A 16,035-nucleotide genomic window follows, 5' to 3' on the forward strand; every position below is an offset into this window, starting at 1 on the left:
ATTTGCTGACCCGGCTTTTGTCTGAACGCGACTGGCTGCTGGCCGATGGCGCGACGGGGACCAACCTGTTCAACATGGGCCTGTCCGCAGGCGACCCGCCGGAACTGTGGAACACCGACCAGCCCGACAACATCCGCAAGCTGTATCGGGGCGCCGTGGATGCCGGGTCTGATCTGTTCCTGACCAACAGCTTTGGCGGCAACGCCAGCCGATTAAAGCTGCACAATGCCCAGAACCGTGTGCGCGAACTGAACCGCGTTGCTGCCGAACTGGCGCGCGAAGTGGCCGATGCCGCCGGTCGCCCCGTGGTCGTGGCAGGCAGCGTCGGGCCGACTGGCGAAATCATGATGCCAATGGGCAGCCTGACCCACGAAGCCGCCGTCGAGATGTTCCACGAACAGGCCGAGGGTCTGAAAGAGGGCGGGGCCGATGTGCTGTGGGTCGAAACCATCAGCGCCCCCGAAGAATACCGCGCCGCCGCCGAAGCCGCCAAACTGGCCGGAATGCCGTGGTGCGGCACCATGAGCTTTGACACCGCCGGGCGCACGATGATGGGCGTCACCTCGGCGCAACTGGCGGCGCTGGTCGAAAAGCTGCCGCTGCCGCCGGTGGCCTTTGGTGCGAATTGCGGCGTCGGCGCGTCGGATCTGCTGCGCACGGTGAACGGCTTTGTCGCCACCGGCACCGAACGCCCGATCATCGCCAAGGGCAACGCCGGGATTCCGCGCTATGAACACGGGCATATCCACTATGACGGCACGCCGGAACTGATGGCCGATTATGCCGTGCTGGCCCGCGATCTGGGGGTGCGGATCATCGGCGGCTGCTGCGGCACCATGCCGGAACATCTGCGCTCCATGCGCGAGGCGCTGGAAACCCGCCCGCGCGGCGACAAGCCGACGCTGGACGAAATCGCCGCCAAGCTGGGTGGCTTCAGCAGCGCCAGCGACGGCACCGATGGCGGCGGCCCGACCCGCGAACGCAGCAGCCGTCGCCGGGGTTAACGCGCGGCTAGAACAGCGACAACTGATCGCCCGCCCGTGGTGGCGGGCCAAAGCGGCTGCAATCCAGCGGCGCTGATTCGCTGTGATACCCCAGCCGTCGGCGCGCCATCTTGAAGCGTTGGTGCATCAGGTCTGCCTCGATCCCCTGGCCGCGCATCCGGTGGCCAAAGCGCGGGTCGTTGTCGCGCCCGCCGCGCATCGACTGCACCCGCCGCATGATATAGGCGGCTTTGCCGGGGTGATGCCGGTCCAGCCAGTCGCGGAACAGCGGCGCCACCTCGTAGGGCAGGCGCAGCGGGATCATGCTGGCATTCGTGGCCCCCGCCTCGCGCGCGGCGGTCAGGATCGCCTCGATGTCGGGTTCGGTCAGCACCGGGATGACCGGCGCCACCATCACCCGCACCGGCACCCCGGCGGCGGCCAGTTCGCGAATCATCCGCAGCCGCGTGGCGGGTGGCGGGGCGCGTGGTTCCAGCGCGCGGGCCAGCGGCGCATCCAGCGTCGTGACCGAGACGCCAACAAAGGCCATCCGCTTGGCCGCCAGTTCTGCCCACAGATGAACATCGCGCAGCACCGCATGGCCGCGCGTCACCAGCGTGACCGGGTGGTTCCAGTCGGACAGCACCCGCAGAATGCCGGGCATGATCGCCAGCCGCGATTCGGCGGGCTGATACGGGTCGGTATTCGTCCCCATCGCAATCGGCGCGCAGCGATAGGATGGCCGCGCCAGTTCGCGTTCCAGCACCTGCGCCGCATCGGGCTTGGCGGTGATTTTCGTTTCGAAATCAAGCCCCGGCGACAGGCCAAGATAGCTGTGCGAGGGCCGGGCAAAGCAATAGATGCAGCCGTGTTCGCAACCGCGATAGGGGTTGATCGACCGATCAAAGGGCACATCGGGCGAGCTGTTGCGGTTGATGATGCTGCGCGGACGCTCGACCGCGATTTCGGTGCGCAGCGGGCGCTGATCTTCGGGAATGTCCCAGCCGTCGGATTCGCGTTCGGCCCGCAACGGCTCGAACCGGCCGGGCGGGCGGGTGTCGGCCCCGCGGGCCTTGAGGTCTTCGTCGGGGTTGCGGGGCGGCAGCATCCACCCAAGCTAGAACAATTCAGGAACAAACGCCAGCCTATTGCCATAATGGTCGCCGAAAGATGACCGTATGTCGCAATCCGGCTTTTCAAATCGGCAAAACCGCGCCAAATCCATCCCATAGCGGCAGGGAGCAAGCCATGTCTGACGACGAGATCATCCTTTCTGAACTGAGTGACGACGACCTGGTTCAGCAGATGATGGACGACCTTTACGACGGTCTCAAGGAGGAGATCGAAGAAGGCGTGAACATCCTGCTGGAACGCGGCTGGACGCCCTATGACGTGCTGACCAAGGCGCTGGTCGCCGGCATGACCATCGTCGGCCACGACTTCCGCGACGGTATCCTGTTCGTGCCCGAGGTGCTGCTGGCCGCCAACGCGATGAAGGGCGGCATGGCGATCCTCAAGCCGCTGCTGGCCGAAACCGGCGCGCCGCGCGTCGGCAAGATGGTGATCGGCACCGTCAAGGGCGACATCCACGACATCGGCAAGAACCTTGTCGCGATGATGATGGAGGGCGCGGGGTTCGAGGTGGTCGATCTGGGCATCAACAACCCGGTCGAAAACTATATCGACGCCGCCAAGCGCGAGGATGCCGACATCATCGGCATGTCCGCCCTGCTGACCACGACCATGCCCTATATGAAGGTCGTCATCGACACGATGAAGGAACAGGGCATCCGCGAGGATTACATCATTCTGGTCGGCGGCGCGCCGCTGAACGAAGAATTCGGCCACGCCATCGGTGCCGACGCCTATTGCCGCGATGCCGCCGTCGCGGTGGAAACGGCCAAGCAATTCATCGCCCGCAAGCACAACCAGCTTGCAGCAGGCTAAGTCGGCAGGGGGGCTTTCTGCCCCCCGTCGCCAAGGCGACTCCCCCCGAGGATATTTGCAAACGAAAGACGGGGCAGGCGGTTTTTTGTCCGGCGGGGCGAAATGCCGCTGTGTGTCGGTGCAATCGCTCTTTCCAAGGCGGCATGTGCGCCCCATATTCATGGCAGGAAAGGGATTCGTCATGCCGCTGCCACATTTCTTGTTTCTGATTGCCATTGTCGTTCTTTTTGCGGCTGTAACCCTGTGGGCTTCGGTCTCGGCGGGTGTGCCGTTGGCGGCCTTGGCCATTGTTGCGCTGATGGGGGTGGCTGTGCTGCACCTGTCGATGCGCGATCATGAAGGCTGACAGCCCCGCCCTGCCCCGCATCCTGTTGCTGGCGTGCGGCGCCCTTGCGCGCGAGGTGATCGCCATTCGCGATGCCAATGGCTGGGCGCATATGGATCTGCATTGCCTGCCCGCCGATCTGCATCTGTGGCCCGACCGCATTCCCGACGCGGTTGAGGCCGCGATCCGGCAGCGGGGCGGCGCTTATGACAAGGTAATCGTGGTTTACGCCGATTGCGGCACCGGCGGGCTTTTGCAGGCGCGTTGCGATGCTTTGGGCGTCGAGATGATCCCCGGCCCGCATTGCTATGCGTTTTTCGACGGCCTTGCCGCGCATGAGGCGCGGGCCGAGACCGAGTTCACCGCCTTTTATCTGACCGATTTTCTGGTGCGCCAGTTCGACGCCTTTGTGTGGCGGGCAATGGGGTTTGACCGCCACCCCGAGCTGATCCCGATGATGTTCGGCAATTATGAAAAGCTGATCTATCTGGCCCAGACCAACGATCCCGCGCTGGATCACGCCGCGCAGCAGGCCGCCGACCGCCTTGGCCTGCGGTATGAGCGGCGCGCGACCGGCTATGGCGACCTGCCGGGCGTGCTGGCGCGGCTTGGCGGCACGCCATGATCCGCTGGGCCGGGCCGCAGGATGCCGAGGCCTTGGGCCGGGTGATGTTCGACGCGATCCACCGCGGCCGCAGCCCCTATAGCCCGGCGCAGCAGAATGCCTGGCTGCCCGCCCCCAATTCGGGCCGCGCCTGGGCCGGACGGCTGGCGCGGCAGCGGGTTGCAATGGCCGAACAGGATGGAAACGCCATCGGCTTTATGACACTGGCCGAAGATGGCTGTATAGACCTGGCCTATCTTTTGCCCGAATATCGCGGCCACGGCCTGTTCCGCCAGCTTTACGAACGGCTTGAGCAGGACGCACGGCAGCGCGGTCTGGATTCGCTTTACACTCATGCCAGCCTGATGGCCGAAGGGCCGTTCATGGCCGCCGGTTTCGTCACCGAGCAGGCCGAACATGTCGCGCGCGGCGATCAGGTGCTGGCGCGGTTCCTGATGCGCAAGTGGCTGATCTGAGCGATCAGCTTTCCAGTTCGGCATCCCAATACAGAAAATCCATCCAGCTTTCATGCAGGTGGTTCGGCGGAAAGCGCCGCCCGACCGCGTGCATTTCCTCGGACGAGGGGCGGCGCGGCGCGCGGCGCAGGGTCAGGCCGGAATGGCGCAGGCTGCGGTTGGCCTTGCGCAGATTGCAGGGCGAACAAGCGGCAACAACGTTTTCCCAGCTTGTCACCCCGCCACGCGACCGGGGCACGACATGATCAAAGGTCAGATCGCCCTTTGCCCCGCAGTATTGGCAGCAGAATTCATCCCGCAGAAAAAGATTAAAGCGCGTGAAGGCCACGCGCTTTTGGGGTTTGACGAAATCCTTCAGCACCACGACCGAGGGGATGCGGAACGCCTGCCGCTGACTTCGCACACATTCGTCATATTCCGCCAGAATGGTGACGCGATCCAGAAACACGGCCTTGATCGCCTCTTGCCAGGGCCAAAGCGACAGCGGGTAATAGGAAAGCGGCCTGTAATCGGCGTTCAGCACCAAAGCCGGGTGATGGCGCAGGCTTGCCGACTCGCGCACGAAATGGGTTCTGAAGTCGCGTTGCTCGTCCAGCATGTGCCCTTTCCACCTTGGCCCCAAAGGGCGGGCGCGGATCAGATCATAAGCCGACTATATCTCGCGGTTCATGTCTGACAAGCCCCCGCATCTGTCCTGTTCAGCCGCATAATACGAGGCTGTGACGCGAGTGTGACAATGGCGAAGTTTCATGGCATCCTGCGGCAATGACGCCACCAGTTCTGGGAACCTTGGAATCGGCGCTCTATGCCGATGATCTGGATGCCGCCTTGGCCTTTTGGCAGGGCGTGATCGGGCTGACACCGTTTCAGCAGGTGCCGGGGCGCCACGTCTTTTTCCGCGTCGCCCCCGGTCAGGTGCTGTTGATCTTTCGCGCCGATGTCACCGAAAAGCCCCCTGCCCCCGATGCCCGCCTGCCGGTGCCGCCGCATGGTGCGCGCGGGCCGGGACATTACTGCATGGCCGCCGCCCCGGACAGGCTGGACGACTGGCGCGCGCATCTGGAACAGCATGGCATCGAAATCGAGGCCGACTTCCGCTGGCCGAACGGCGCACGCTCGATCTATTTCCGCGACCCGGCGGGCAATTCCATCGAACTGGCCGATCCGGCGATCTGGGACGGCTAGAACTCGACCCCGCGCTGCGCCTTGACGCCCTGCGCTTTGAAGGGATGCTTGATCTCGGTCATCTCGGTGACAAGATCGGCGGCCTCGATCAGCAGATCAGGCGCATTGCGCCCCGTCAGCACGACATGAGTCATCGGCGGCTTTTCATCCAGCAGGAAATCCGCCACCTCGCCCGCATCCAGATAGCCATAGCGCAGCGCGATGTTGATCTCGTCCAGCAGGACCATCTGGACCGAGGGATCGCGGATCAGCTCTTTCGCCTTGTCCCATGCCGCCTGCGCTGCCGCCGTGTCGCGCTCGCGATCCTGCGTGTCCCAGGTAAAACCCTCGCCCATGACATGGATCTGGCACAGCCCGGCCAAAGGCCCCTCCAGCGCGCGGCGTTCGCCGGTATCCCACGCACCCTTGATGAACTGCACCACGGCGCAAGGCATCCCCCAGCCGATAGCCCGCAAAATCATCCCAAAGCCCGAGGAAGACTTGCCCTTGCCCTTGCCGGTATGAACGATAATCAAGCCTTTTTCAGCGGTCTTGTCCGCCATCATACGTTCCCGCGCCGCCTTGATCTTGGCCATCTTTTCGCGGTGGCGATCGGTGTCATCCTGCATCTTTGGTCCTTAAATATCCTCGGGGGGTCCGGGGGGCGAAGCGCCCCCGGCTTACAGATAATCCCCGCGCGACAGCCCGTATTTGGCCATCTTTTCGTTCAGGGTCCGGCGCGGCAGGCACAATTCGTCCATCACCGACGCGATCGAACCCTTGTGCCGCCGCATCGTGTTGTCGATCAGCATTTTTTCAAAGCTCTCGACATATTCCTTCAGCGGCTTGCCCTCGGTTGTGGTGGCCTGCTGCGTTTCCTCGCCATCCGCCATCAGCAGCGACGCGATCGAGCCGGACCCGCGCCGGTTCTGCAACACCGCCCGTTCGGCGACGTTAATCAACTGCCGGATATTGCCGGGCCAAGGGGCCTGCAACAGTTGCGCCGCCTCTTGCGCCGTGACCTGAGGCGGTTCGCAGCCGTATTCATCCGCGAATTGTTCGGTCATCCGGGTGAACAGCGCCAGAATATCTTCGCCACGGGCACGCAGCGGCGGCAGGGTGATCTGCAAGGCCGACAGGCGATAGAACAGGTCGGGCCGCAGGCTGTCTTCGGCCCGACGGCCTTCACCGCGGGCGTTGGAAATGGCGATGATCCGGGTTTCGGCCGGGGCACCCTGATCGGCGATAAAGGCCAGCAGCCGCGCCTGCAAGGGTTCGGTCAGCGCCTCGATATCCTCAAGACACAGCGTCCCGCCGCGCGCTTCCTCGACGGCAGGCAGGCCGTCTTCGACCGGGCCGAACAGGCGTTCCCCCAGCGTGTCGGGCGCATAGGCGGCGCAACTGATCGGCACGAACTTGCGCGAGGCGCGCGGGCCGACGGCATGCAGCGCATGGGCGACCAGAGTCTTGCCGGTGCCGGTTTCGCCGTCGATCAGAACGTGACCGTCAGCCTGCCCCAGATCCAGAATATCTTCGCGCAGGCGTTCCATCACCGGGCTGGCCCCGATCAGTTTCGACATGACCTGCTGACCCTCGGACAGATCGCGGCGCAGCGCGCGGTTGTCCAGCGTCATCCGCCGCGACTGCGTGGCCTTTTTCGCCAGTTCGGTCATCCGGTCGGGGTTGAAGGGTTTTTCCATAAAGTCCATCGCGCCAAGGCGCATCGCCTCGACCGCCATCGGCACGTCGCCATGGCCGGTAATCATGATGACCGGCAGGCCGGAATCCAGCGCCATCAGCTTTTTCAGGAAGGCCATGCCGTCCATGCCCGGCATCCGGATGTCGGTCACGACAACGCCCGGCCAATCGGCCCCGATTACCTTCAGCGCGTCTTCGGCACTGGGATAGGTTTCCGTTTCAAACCCCGACAGGACCAGCCACTGGCTGATGGATTCCCGCATATCGGGTTCGTCATCGACGATTGCGATTTTCAACTTGCGCGCCATGCGGCGTCGTTCCTTTCACTTGTGCCCTCGGGCCGTCGTTCAACAAACGTCCGAGCCTCACCACTTATTCCGCCGCCATCGGGCGCCCCGGCTCGACGCCCTGGGTGCCGTGCAGCGGCAGTTCCATCGTAAATACGGCCCCGCCCGTCACTTCGTTATGCGCGGTCAGCCGCCCCCCCATATCAGCGACGATCCCGGACGAGATGGCCAAGCCCAGCCCGGTGCCCTCGCCGGGCTTTTTCGTTGTCCAGAAGGGTTCAAACAGTTTTTCCAGATCAGAAACACCCGGCCCGTTGTCGCGGACGGACACATATGCGTGCGCACCCTCGCTGACCTCGATCTCGACCAGGGGATCGCGGGCGTTCTTGACGGCATCGACGGCATTGCGCAGCAGGTTGATGATGACCTGTTCCAGCCGGATGCGGTCGGCCATGACCATCACCCTGCGGCGCGGCAGTTTGTGGGTGATCCGCACCATGCGTTCGCGCAACTGCGGTTCCATCATGGTCAGGGCCGAGGATACGGCGGCGCGCAGATCGACCGGCTCGAACGCCTCGCCGCCCTTGCGGGCATAGGATTTCAACTGCCGGGTGATCGCGCCCATCCGTTCGATCAGGTTGTCGATGCGATGAAACGAGGCCAGCGCCTCTTCGGGGCGGCCGCGTTGCAGCAACAGCCGCGCGCCGGCCAGATAGGTTTTCATCGCCGCCAGCGGCTGGTTCAATTCATGGCTGACCCCGGCCGACATTTCACCCAAAGCAGCCAGCTTGCTGGATTGCTGCACCGTCTGTTCGGCGACGCGCAGTTCTTTTTGCACCCGCTCGCGTTCGGCAATCTCGCGCGTCAGCCGGGCATTCAGCGCGCGCAGATCAGCGGATTCGCGCATGAACGCCTCGGACTGGGCGCGGGCGCGGTGCGACAGCAGATAGAAGGTCGCGGCCAGCAGGATCGCCAGCCCCATGATTTCCAGCGCCAGCACAGCGTTCACCCGCTCGCGCACGGAATCATAGGCGGTGAAGGTCGTCATCCGCCAGCCGCGAAAGCTGATCCGGCTTTCCGTCTGCATCACCGCCCGCCCTTTAAGATAGGCGTCCACGGGGGCGTTGCTCCAGTCGGTGGTCAGTTGGAACGCCCGCTGGATGGCCGAGGGGGCCGAGCGCACCTCCAGCGCCTGCGGCAAGGTCAGACCCCGCCAGCGCGCTTCGGTGGAGAGGATGATGTTGCCTTCGCTGTCGGTGACGGCAACGGCATCCGATACGCTGGCCCACGACCGTTCCAGCCGCGTCAGATCCGCGCCGACCACGATCACGCCCAGGGTCTTGCCCTCGGCAATCACAGCGCGGGAATAGGCGAACTCGAACCCGCCTTCATCCCGCAGCGAGACGGTAAACACACTGTCACGCGACCGCAGCGCCTCGACGAAAAAGGGTTGCTGGCTGTTGTTGGTGCCGATTTCGAACCTGTTCGTCGCCCCCACCGTGCGCCCGGTCGAATCGAGCAAGGTGATCGAAGCCGCGCCGATTTCCTTTTGCGCCCCGATCAGGCGGGCCGAAGTGGACGAGAACTCATTGCTCTGAAGCGATCCGATCAGCGCCGGATCGCGCGCCAGCAGCAGCGGCACGACCGAGGTGCGTTGCAGTTCCGAAATCAGGTTGCCGGTGAACAGCGCCGCGCGCATTTCGGCGCGAACGCGGGTGTTTTCGGAAAAACGCTCGGTCAGCCAGGCATTGGTCATCCAGACCAGCGCCATACCCGCCAGCAGGATCGCAGCCACAACCGCGCGCAGCCACCACGGATTGCGCAGCTTGCCTCCGCCGGCACCGGCGGTCTGGTCGTCTTCGATCTGGTCGCGCTGGTTCACCCGGCGGTCTGCCTTTCTGACTGATCCGCGCAATCTAAGCCTGCGCGGCCTTTCGCTCAAGTCAGGCGGATACCAGCGAACGCACCAGACCGGCGAAAAGTGGCGCACCATCGGTTCCACCAAGCGCGGCATCGGCCGCACGTTCGGGATGCGGCATCATCCCCAGCACCCGACGGTTTTCCGACAGGACGCCCGCAATATCAGCGACCGAGCCATTGATCGCGGGGGTATAGGTGAAGGCGATGCGATCCTGATCGCGCAGGGTGGCCAAACCGTCGGCGTCGATCTGATAATTGCCGTCGTGATGCGCGACCGGCACGGTAATCTGCTGGCCGGTCTGATAGGCATTGGTGAAATCGCTGCTGGCCGTGGCGACCGTCAGCACCACGGGTTTGCACAGAAAGGTCAGCCCGGCATTGCGCATCAGCGCGCCCGGCAGCAGGCCCAGTTCGGTCAGCACCTGAAAGCCATTGCAGATGCCCAGCACATAGCCGCCGCGCGCCGCATGGTCGCGCAGGGCGCGGGCAATGGGCGACTGCGCGGCAATGGCCCCGCAGCGCAGATAATCGCCAAAGCTGAACCCGCCCGGCACTGCAACCAGATCGGTGCCCTCGGGCAGGCGGTCGTCCTTGTGCCAGACACGGGTGACGCTGGCGCCCGCGCGGTCGAGAGCGACGGCCAGATCGCGGTCGCAGTTCGATCCGGGAAAGGTGATGACGGCGGCTTTCATCGGCTTCTCCTGCCCTTGGATGGTTTGCTGTAGCGCATGGTTGGGGGCGGGGAAAGGGGGGCCAGCCCCCCATCCGGCATTCGCCGGATTCCCCCCGGGATATTTGCGGACCAAAGATACCTAGCCGCTGTCGGTGGTCAGGCGCAGGTCGCGCATCAGGGCGGGGTCGAGGATATTGATGTCTTCGGGCGGGGTGCGCAATGCGTAGGACATGATGCGCAGGTCAACGCCCATATCAGAGAGAAAGTCGATCACGCTGGCCTGAGCGCGCTGCAAGTCGTTGATGGCCATGAAGGCGGGCAGGATCGTGTTCTGGCCAAAGTAATGCTGATGCACCCCGACGATGCCGCCCTGCTCTACCCGTCGTTCTGTGCCTGCCGCCAGCAGGTAGGGGCAGGCCGACAGGCAAACCGCGCCGTTATCCACCCGCGTTGCCCAACTGGCCGCGCGGATGGTGCGCCCGATGGCCAGCGCATCCGAGACCGAGCCGCCCGAACTGTCGAGGCTGACCCGGCTGGCCTGCGGGCGGGTTTCATCTATCCATGCCGCAAAGCGGTCGGCATCGCCGGGGGCGATTTGGCCGGTGAGGGTGATGGCGTCGTCGGATTCGGTAAATTCGAGCCGTTCGGGCATAGGCCGCATCGCCGGGGCGCCCGGGGTTCCGGGCTGGCCGGGGCGCAGGTCGGGGCGATAGGGGCGCACGCTGGGGCCTTGGGCCGGGGGCGCGAACATGCCCGGCGCGGCGGCACCGGGGGCGCGGATCAGGTCTGCCCCGATGATGATCGCCGCCATCGCCACCTGCGCCACCAGCACCGCCCGGATCACCTGCCGCGGCGAGGAAAACATCCGCATGGTGTCAGACCTCGGGCCGGGGCGGCGGTGGCGGAGGGGCCGGGGGCGCGGCTGTCTGCGCCTCGGCCTCGCGCAGCGCCTCGGCTGCGGCCAGCGCGGCGCGCAGTTCGCGGACCGTCATGCGGTCATCCAGATGGCCGTGGCCGCGCCCTGACCGGATCGCCGCCTGCACCACCATGATGATGAACACCAGCACGGCGGGCAGAAGGTCGATGGAAATCGCCCCCGCCCATGCCGGAACGAAGTTCCCGGCATAGACGATCACCGCATCCGCCGCCGACATTGGCGTGTAAAGCGCCTCGTCCGGTTGCGGCAGCGTCATCACATCGGCGGCGGCGCGGCCCAGGGTCTGCGCCCGCTGTTGCACCAGCGACAAGACCGAGGCAATCGTGCTGGACTGCCCGGCCCGGATGTCCGCCGAGGTGCCATCCAGTTCCGGCAGCACCACCGCATCGGCCAGATCCTGCGCCGCGCGCGACACCAGCGGCGCGGGGTTCAGTTGCCGCATCTGGGTAATCAGCCCCGCCAGTTGCACCGCGTCTTCGGAAAAGCGGATGGTGCGATCTTCCAGCCCGCCCGGCTCGACCGAGATCGACCGCATTTGCGACAGAATGGTGTTGCCTTGGGCGAAAGTCGCTTCGATCGGGTCGGCGACGGCGGCAAGCTGATCTTCGAGCGCCTGCAATTCGGCCTGTTTCTGGGTCAGCACGCGGAACACAGCGCCGCGCCCGGCCCAGCCCGACAGGGTGCCGCCGGCCTCTTGTTCGGACAGATCACCAAAACTTTGCCGCACACGCGCCACGTCACGGGTCAGTGACTGGCCGGCAACCGCATTGGCGTGCGCCCGCTCGAGCGCGGCCTGATAATGCTGCACGGTGGTCGCCATATGCGTTTCCACCGCCGCACCGCCCGCCAGCGCCGCCGCGTTCAGCCAGGACGACATGGCCACAATCGCCACGCAGCCCAGCCCCATCGCCAGAAACAGCCCCACGCGCGACACCGCGCTGCGCACCGCAGGCAGCAGGCGCAGCATATAGGACCAGAACACAAAGATCCCGACCGACACCGCAATCGAATAGGCCAGCGCGGCAAAGGTCGTCCAGATCCCTGAATCGGTCAGCAGCGTCCGCACGCCCAGATAGGTGTAAATCCCCGAAGCCGAGGCCAGCACCCCCAGCGCGGTCGAGGTAAACGTCTCCAGCCAGTCAAGGTGCTGTTCCAGTTCGCGAGCATAGCGTGCGCCGCCGTGCTGAGCCGTTGGTCCGTCATCGTCCATGAAATATCCGCTGTCAGGTGCTCCAAAGCCGAGACATAGGGCAGATCTGCCGCCATCTCATCCCCCGCGCGCACCGGGCGGCTTCACGCTTGCGGCATCAGCGCAGGGCGACCAGCATCGCCCCGCCCGCGATCATCGCCACCCCGGCCCAGTTCACGGCGCTGAGCTTTTCGCCCAGAAACGCCACGCCAAACAGGGCGACCAGAACCACGCTCAGCTTGTCCACGGGGGCGACGCGGGCGGCGTCGCCCAGTTGCAGGGCGCGATAATAGCAGACCCAGCTGGCCCCGGTGGCCAGACCCGACAGGACCAGAAACACCCAGCTTTTGCCGGAAATCGCGCCCAAAGGCTGGCGCTGCCCGGTCGCGCTGACGATCAGCAGCAGCGCGGCAAGAATGACTACAGTGCGGATCAGCGTGGCGAAATCGGCATTGACCCCGGCCACGCCGACTTTGCCAAAAATGGCCGTCAGCGCGGCAAAAATCGCCGCCAGCAGCGCCCAGAAAATCCAGCTTTCGGCCACAGACACCTCCATGCAAAAGGCCGGGGTTTCCCCCGGCCTGCGCGATCAGCCCTTGAGGGCCTTGTTCAGATATTCATCGACTTTTTCCAGATAGCCCATGGTCGTCAGCCATTTCTGATCCGGGCCGACCAGCAGGGCAAGGTCTTTGGTCATGTGGCCGTCTTCGACCGCCTGAACCGTCACCCGCTCCAGCGTTTCGGCAAAGTTCTTCAGCGCATCGTTGCCGTCCAGCTTGGCGCGGTGCTTGAGCCCGCCGGTCCAGGCAAAGATCGACGCGATCGAGTTGGTCGAGGTTTCCTTGCCCGCCTGATGCTGGCGATAGTGGCGGGTCACAGTGCCATGCGCTGCCTCGGATTCGACGGTCTTGCCATCGGGCGTCATCAGCACCGAGGTCATCAGACCAAGGCTGCCAAAGCCCTGCGCGACGGTATCGGACTGCACGTCACCGTCATAATTCTTGCAGGCCCAGACATAGCCGCCCGACCATTTCATTGCGCTGGCGACCATATCGTCGATCAGGCGATGTTCATAGGTGATGCCGGCGGCTTTGAATTTGTCAGCAAATTCAGCGTCGAACACCTCCTGGAACAGATCCTTGAAGCGGCCGTCATAGGCCTTCAGAATGGTGTTCTTGGTGGACAGATAGACCGGATAGCCGCGCGCCAGACCATAGTTCATGGATGCGCGGGCAAAATCGCGGATCGATTCGTCCAGGTTATACATGGCCATGGCCACACCGGCGCCGGGCGACTGGAACACCTCGTGTTCGATGGTCTCGCCGTCTTCGCCGACGAATTTGATCGACAGCGTGCCCTTGCCCGGAAAGCGGAAATCGGTGGCCTTATACTGGTCGCCAAAGGCATGGCGGCCCACGATGATCGGCTGGGTCCAGCCGGGGACCAGACGCGGCACGTTCTTGCAGATGATCGGCTCGCGGAAGATCACGCCGCCCAGGATGTTACGGATGGTGCCGTTCGGCGATTTCCACATCTTTTTCAGGCCGAATTCCTCGACCCGCGCTTCGTCCGGGGTGATGGTGGCACATTTCACGCCGACGCCATATTGCTTGATCGCATTGGCGGCGTCGATGGTGATCTGATCTTCGGTGCGGTCACGCTCTTCGATGCCGAGATCGTAATATTTCAGGTCGATGTCCAGATAGGGGACGATCAGCTTCTGTTTGATGAAGTCCCAGATGATCCGGGTCATCTCATCGCCGTCAAGCTCGACGACGGGGTTTTCTACCTTGATCTTCGACATGAATGCCCCCTTCGGTTCAGGATTCTCTGGCGCGGCTATAGCTGATCCCGCCGCAAATGAAAAGCGTTGTATGCTATGGTATGCAGCCAGAATGCCGGGCAAAGGATGGCCTGATCCAGTGCAGCCCCAGACCAATCAGCAGAAAACCAGTGCCAACCCCGGCGATCTTGATAGCCGTCTTTATCCATAGGCCAAGCCACGGCCCGCCCAGCATCAGACATTGAAATACCCCCGCGCCCTGCCCTGCAACCAATCCCAAAGCCGGGGCGAGCCACGCGCGATCCTGTCACCGACGCGGCTTTGCAACTGGTCCCAGGTGACACCGAATTCAGCCCATGTTCCGCCTTCTGCGGCAATATTCAGCCAGACCGGCTGCGCCCGGTCCAATGCCTTGGCGAACCGGGCATCCGGGGTTTCGCCCGCCTCGAATTCATCCCACAGCGCCCGAAAATCCGCCGCCTGCGCCGCAGGCAATAACCCGAACAAGCGATCCGCCGCAGCCTGTTCCGCCGCCACACGCGCGGCGCTGCCATGGGCCAGCCCACCGGCGGCATGGATCGGTACATCCCCGGTGTCAATTTCAACCAGATCATGCAGGATCAACATGCGGATCACCCGATCCACATCCGCCCCCTGCGGTGCCAGCTCGGCCAGAACCAGAGCATACAGGGCCAGATGCCAGCTATGTTCAGCACTGTTTTCGCGTCGCCCGGAATGGATCACCCCAGCGCGCAGCACCGATTTCAGCCGGTCCGCCTGCGCCAGAAACCTTAACCGCCGCCCGAAATCACCCGGCACCTTGCCGCCCTGCAACAATGCATCCGCCGCCGCCATCGCCTCGGGCCATTCGTCGCGCAGCCGGGCGGCGCGCCCAAAGGCCATATTATCCCGCACGATCTGCACATGATCTGGCAGAGGGGCAACAGATTGCAGCACCTGAAACATCGGCTGAACATGATCCATCCGGCGGGCAAAGCGGGCATCATCCGACTGACCCGCCTCGAACTCTTGCCAAAGCTGTAACAGGTGGCCACCATCGGGAAAGCAGCCAAACACGCGCTGCGCCGCCGCCTGTTCCGCCACAGCCAGCGCCGCCAGATCATGATCCAGATGGATCGGGTGATCGCCCACCTCGATCTCGATCAGATCATGCAGCAAAATCATCGAGATCGCGCCAGCGCCCGCACCAAACACCATGGCATAAAGCGCAACATGCCAGCTGTGTTCCGCACTGTTTTCCGCACGCGAACCATCCATCAGCACATTCGCACGGGCGACGGATTTCAGCCGGTCAGTATAAGACAGAAAATCAAAGACGTGATCGAAATCCATCACCCACCGCCCTGCTGTCCACCGCACCCCAAGATGGGTGCATCATACATGCCGCACTATCGTATCCGCCCGATCTGACGCAAGATCGCCTTCCTGTTTGCCCAAATACGCATCTTTGGGCGCAACCCTGCATCCCAAAGACAATAGCAGCCCCCTGAACGCAAACCGCAGTATCAGCGACCGTCCGTTCCCAGAACCGCACCCAGCCCCAGCGTTGAAAATCCGGCCCGCACGGCTGTGCCATCCGGCGCTGACCAGATCAAAGCCGCGCGGCCAGCCCGAACCAGGGCCGGAACATACCCATCGGGAATCGCCAGCCGCGCAACGCAACGGCTGGCATCACAATAAGCAAACGGCCCTGCAACCATGTCATGATCCGCCACCTCCAGCGCAACCCCGGAAACAAGACCGACCGGCGGCTGCACCACGACCTCGATCATATCTTGCGGCTGCCAAACTCCGTCGCTGGCCGGGCCTTGTATCAGCAGCACGGCAACGATGGTCGTGCCGTCGGCCAGAACCAGATCGCGTTTGACCGTGCAATTCCCCAATTGCCCGGACTGCAAGCTGATGCAATCAAAGGACCAGTCCCCGTCAACGACGCTGCGGCGAAACTGCGGCGCGCTGTCAATCTGACGGATTGGCAAGCTGACGCCAGCCCCCTGCGGCAACGGCGCCTCGGGCAAGGGTGCCGCA

Annotated in this window: 18 protein-coding genes; 6 read left to right on the top strand and 12 right to left on the bottom strand. The window is 64.0% G+C overall.

The window, feature by feature from the left end:
• Positions 1 to 2: 2 nt before the first annotated feature.
• A complete protein-coding gene (gene bmt / locus Q4G14_RS09730; RefSeq protein WP_303361550.1) occupies positions 3 to 1,004 on the top strand; it encodes a betaine--homocysteine S-methyltransferase in 1,002 nt (333 codons plus the stop codon).
• Positions 1,005 to 1,011: 7 nt separating this feature from the next.
• On the opposite strand, the gene Q4G14_RS09735 is transcribed toward bmt, so the two are convergent.
• Positions 1,012 to 2,091 carry a PA0069 family radical SAM protein gene (locus tag Q4G14_RS09735; RefSeq protein ID WP_303361551.1) on the bottom strand — a complete coding sequence of 360 codons (1,080 nt, stop codon included), beginning with the start codon at positions 2,089 to 2,091 and terminating at the stop codon, positions 1,012 to 1,014.
• Positions 2,092 to 2,231: 140 nt separating this feature from the next.
• Here Q4G14_RS09735 and Q4G14_RS09740 point away from each other — a divergent pair, with 140 nt between their 5' ends.
• The 4 genes from Q4G14_RS09740 to Q4G14_RS09755 all read left to right on the top strand — a co-directional run bounded on the left by Q4G14_RS09740 (position 2,232) and on the right by Q4G14_RS09755 (position 4,335).
• Complete coding sequence (locus Q4G14_RS09740; protein WP_303361552.1) at positions 2,232 to 2,930, top strand: B12-binding domain-containing protein; 699 nt, start codon at positions 2,232 to 2,234, stop codon at positions 2,928 to 2,930.
• A 181-nt stretch (positions 2,931 to 3,111) separates the two neighbouring features.
• The gene (locus Q4G14_RS09745) at positions 3,112 to 3,276 is read left to right on the top strand and encodes a hypothetical protein (protein ID WP_303361553.1); all 165 of its coding nucleotides are present in this window, start codon (positions 3,112 to 3,114) and stop codon (positions 3,274 to 3,276) included.
• Positions 3,266 to 3,880, top strand: a complete 615-nt coding sequence (locus tag Q4G14_RS09750; RefSeq protein ID WP_303361554.1) for a DUF1638 domain-containing protein — start codon at positions 3,266 to 3,268, stop codon at positions 3,878 to 3,880. The genes Q4G14_RS09745 and Q4G14_RS09750 overlap by 11 nt, the downstream gene beginning before the upstream one ends.
• Positions 3,877 to 4,335 carry a GNAT family N-acetyltransferase gene (locus Q4G14_RS09755; RefSeq protein WP_303361555.1) on the top strand — a complete coding sequence of 153 codons (459 nt, stop codon included), beginning with the start codon at positions 3,877 to 3,879 and terminating at the stop codon, positions 4,333 to 4,335. Before Q4G14_RS09750 ends, Q4G14_RS09755 begins: the two co-directional genes overlap by 4 nt.
• Before the next feature lie 4 nt (positions 4,336 to 4,339).
• Here the strand turns inward: Q4G14_RS09755 and Q4G14_RS09760 are convergent, their stop codons facing one another.
• Complete coding sequence (locus tag Q4G14_RS09760; protein WP_303361556.1) at positions 4,340 to 4,933, bottom strand: HNH endonuclease; 594 nt, start codon at positions 4,931 to 4,933, stop codon at positions 4,340 to 4,342.
• A 167-nt stretch (positions 4,934 to 5,100) separates the two neighbouring features.
• Between Q4G14_RS09760 and Q4G14_RS09765 the strand changes: the two genes are divergently transcribed.
• Complete coding sequence (locus Q4G14_RS09765) at positions 5,101 to 5,520, top strand: VOC family protein (RefSeq protein ID WP_303361557.1); 420 nt, start codon at positions 5,101 to 5,103, stop codon at positions 5,518 to 5,520.
• Here the strand turns inward: Q4G14_RS09765 and cobO are convergent.
• The 10 genes from cobO to Q4G14_RS09815 all read right to left on the bottom strand — a co-directional run bounded on the left by cobO (position 5,517) and on the right by Q4G14_RS09815 (position 15,986).
• Positions 5,517 to 6,128, bottom strand: a complete 612-nt coding sequence (gene cobO, locus Q4G14_RS09770) for a cob(I)yrinic acid a,c-diamide adenosyltransferase (protein ID WP_303361558.1) — start codon at positions 6,126 to 6,128, stop codon at positions 5,517 to 5,519. The two genes, Q4G14_RS09765 and cobO, sit on opposite strands and share 4 nt — an antisense overlap.
• Before the next feature lie 51 nt (positions 6,129 to 6,179).
• A complete protein-coding gene (locus tag Q4G14_RS09775) occupies positions 6,180 to 7,505 on the bottom strand; it encodes a sigma-54 dependent transcriptional regulator (RefSeq protein WP_303361559.1) in 1,326 nt (441 codons plus the stop codon).
• 64 nt (positions 7,506 to 7,569) lie between these two features.
• On the bottom strand, positions 7,570 to 9,255 hold the full coding sequence (locus Q4G14_RS09780) for an ATP-binding protein (protein ID WP_303361623.1): 1,686 nt from the start codon (positions 9,253 to 9,255) through the stop codon (positions 7,570 to 7,572).
• Positions 9,256 to 9,427: 172 nt separating this feature from the next.
• Positions 9,428 to 10,096, bottom strand: coding sequence for a phosphoribosylformylglycinamidine synthase subunit PurQ (gene purQ / locus Q4G14_RS09785; protein ID WP_303361560.1), 669 nt, complete (start codon positions 10,094 to 10,096; stop codon positions 9,428 to 9,430).
• Positions 10,097 to 10,216: 120 nt separating this feature from the next.
• Positions 10,217 to 10,948, bottom strand: coding sequence for a hypothetical protein (locus tag Q4G14_RS09790; RefSeq protein ID WP_303361561.1), 732 nt, complete (start codon positions 10,946 to 10,948; stop codon positions 10,217 to 10,219).
• Between the two features lie 4 nt (positions 10,949 to 10,952).
• Positions 10,953 to 12,224 carry a hypothetical protein gene (locus Q4G14_RS09795; RefSeq protein WP_303361562.1) on the bottom strand — a complete coding sequence of 424 codons (1,272 nt, stop codon included), beginning with the start codon at positions 12,222 to 12,224 and terminating at the stop codon, positions 10,953 to 10,955.
• A 97-nt stretch (positions 12,225 to 12,321) separates the two neighbouring features.
• Complete coding sequence (locus tag Q4G14_RS09800; protein WP_303361563.1) at positions 12,322 to 12,759, bottom strand: EamA family transporter; 438 nt, start codon at positions 12,757 to 12,759, stop codon at positions 12,322 to 12,324.
• Positions 12,760 to 12,792: 33 nt separating this feature from the next.
• Positions 12,793 to 14,007, bottom strand: coding sequence for an NADP-dependent isocitrate dehydrogenase (locus tag Q4G14_RS09805; protein WP_303361564.1), 1,215 nt, complete (start codon positions 14,005 to 14,007; stop codon positions 12,793 to 12,795).
• Positions 14,008 to 14,220: 213 nt separating this feature from the next.
• Positions 14,221 to 15,339, bottom strand: a complete 1,119-nt coding sequence (locus Q4G14_RS09810) for an HD domain-containing protein (protein ID WP_303361565.1) — start codon at positions 15,337 to 15,339, stop codon at positions 14,221 to 14,223.
• A 173-nt stretch (positions 15,340 to 15,512) separates the two neighbouring features.
• Positions 15,513 to 15,986, bottom strand: a complete 474-nt coding sequence (locus Q4G14_RS09815) for an invasion associated locus B family protein (protein ID WP_303361566.1) — start codon at positions 15,984 to 15,986, stop codon at positions 15,513 to 15,515.
• Positions 15,987 to 16,035: the final 49 nt, after the last annotated feature.

This window comes from Paracoccus sp. (in: a-proteobacteria), assembly GCF_030538755.1.
Classification (GTDB): Bacteria; Pseudomonadota; Alphaproteobacteria; order Rhodobacterales; family Rhodobacteraceae; genus Paracoccus.

Bases quoted from the DNA above. Each gene is read 5' to 3' on its own strand.
- Q4G14_RS09775 (WP_303361559.1), bottom strand. From the start codon at position 7,505: ATGGCGCGCAAGTTGAAAATCGCAATCGTCGATGACGAACCCGATATG.
- Q4G14_RS09795 (WP_303361562.1), bottom strand. From the start codon at position 12,224: ATGGACGATGACGGACCAACGGCTCAGCACGGCGGCGCACGCTATGCT.
- Q4G14_RS09750 (WP_303361554.1), top strand. From the start codon at position 3,266: ATGAAGGCTGACAGCCCCGCCCTGCCCCGCATCCTGTTGCTGGCGTGC.
- Q4G14_RS09765 (WP_303361557.1), top strand. From the start codon at position 5,101: ATGACGCCACCAGTTCTGGGAACCTTGGAATCGGCGCTCTATGCCGAT.
- Q4G14_RS09755 (WP_303361555.1), top strand. From the start codon at position 3,877: ATGATCCGCTGGGCCGGGCCGCAGGATGCCGAGGCCTTGGGCCGGGTG.
- Q4G14_RS09745 (WP_303361553.1), top strand. From the start codon at position 3,112: ATGCCGCTGCCACATTTCTTGTTTCTGATTGCCATTGTCGTTCTTTTT.
- Q4G14_RS09805 (WP_303361564.1), bottom strand. From the start codon at position 14,007: ATGTCGAAGATCAAGGTAGAAAACCCCGTCGTCGAGCTTGACGGCGAT.
- Q4G14_RS09760 (WP_303361556.1), bottom strand. From the start codon at position 4,933: ATGCTGGACGAGCAACGCGACTTCAGAACCCATTTCGTGCGCGAGTCG.
- purQ (WP_303361560.1), bottom strand. From the start codon at position 10,096: ATGAAAGCCGCCGTCATCACCTTTCCCGGATCGAACTGCGACCGCGAT.
- Q4G14_RS09735 (WP_303361551.1), bottom strand. From the start codon at position 2,091: ATGCTGCCGCCCCGCAACCCCGACGAAGACCTCAAGGCCCGCGGGGCC.
- Q4G14_RS09790 (WP_303361561.1), bottom strand. From the start codon at position 10,948: ATGCGGATGTTTTCCTCGCCGCGGCAGGTGATCCGGGCGGTGCTGGTG.
- cobO (WP_303361558.1), bottom strand. From the start codon at position 6,128: ATGCAGGATGACACCGATCGCCACCGCGAAAAGATGGCCAAGATCAAG.
- Q4G14_RS09800 (WP_303361563.1), bottom strand. From the start codon at position 12,759: ATGGAGGTGTCTGTGGCCGAAAGCTGGATTTTCTGGGCGCTGCTGGCG.
- Q4G14_RS09780 (WP_303361623.1), bottom strand. From the start codon at position 9,255: ATGGCGCTGGTCTGGATGACCAATGCCTGGCTGACCGAGCGTTTTTCC.
- Q4G14_RS09810 (WP_303361565.1), bottom strand. From the start codon at position 15,339: ATGGATTTCGATCACGTCTTTGATTTTCTGTCTTATACTGACCGGCTG.
- Q4G14_RS09740 (WP_303361552.1), top strand. From the start codon at position 2,232: ATGTCTGACGACGAGATCATCCTTTCTGAACTGAGTGACGACGACCTG.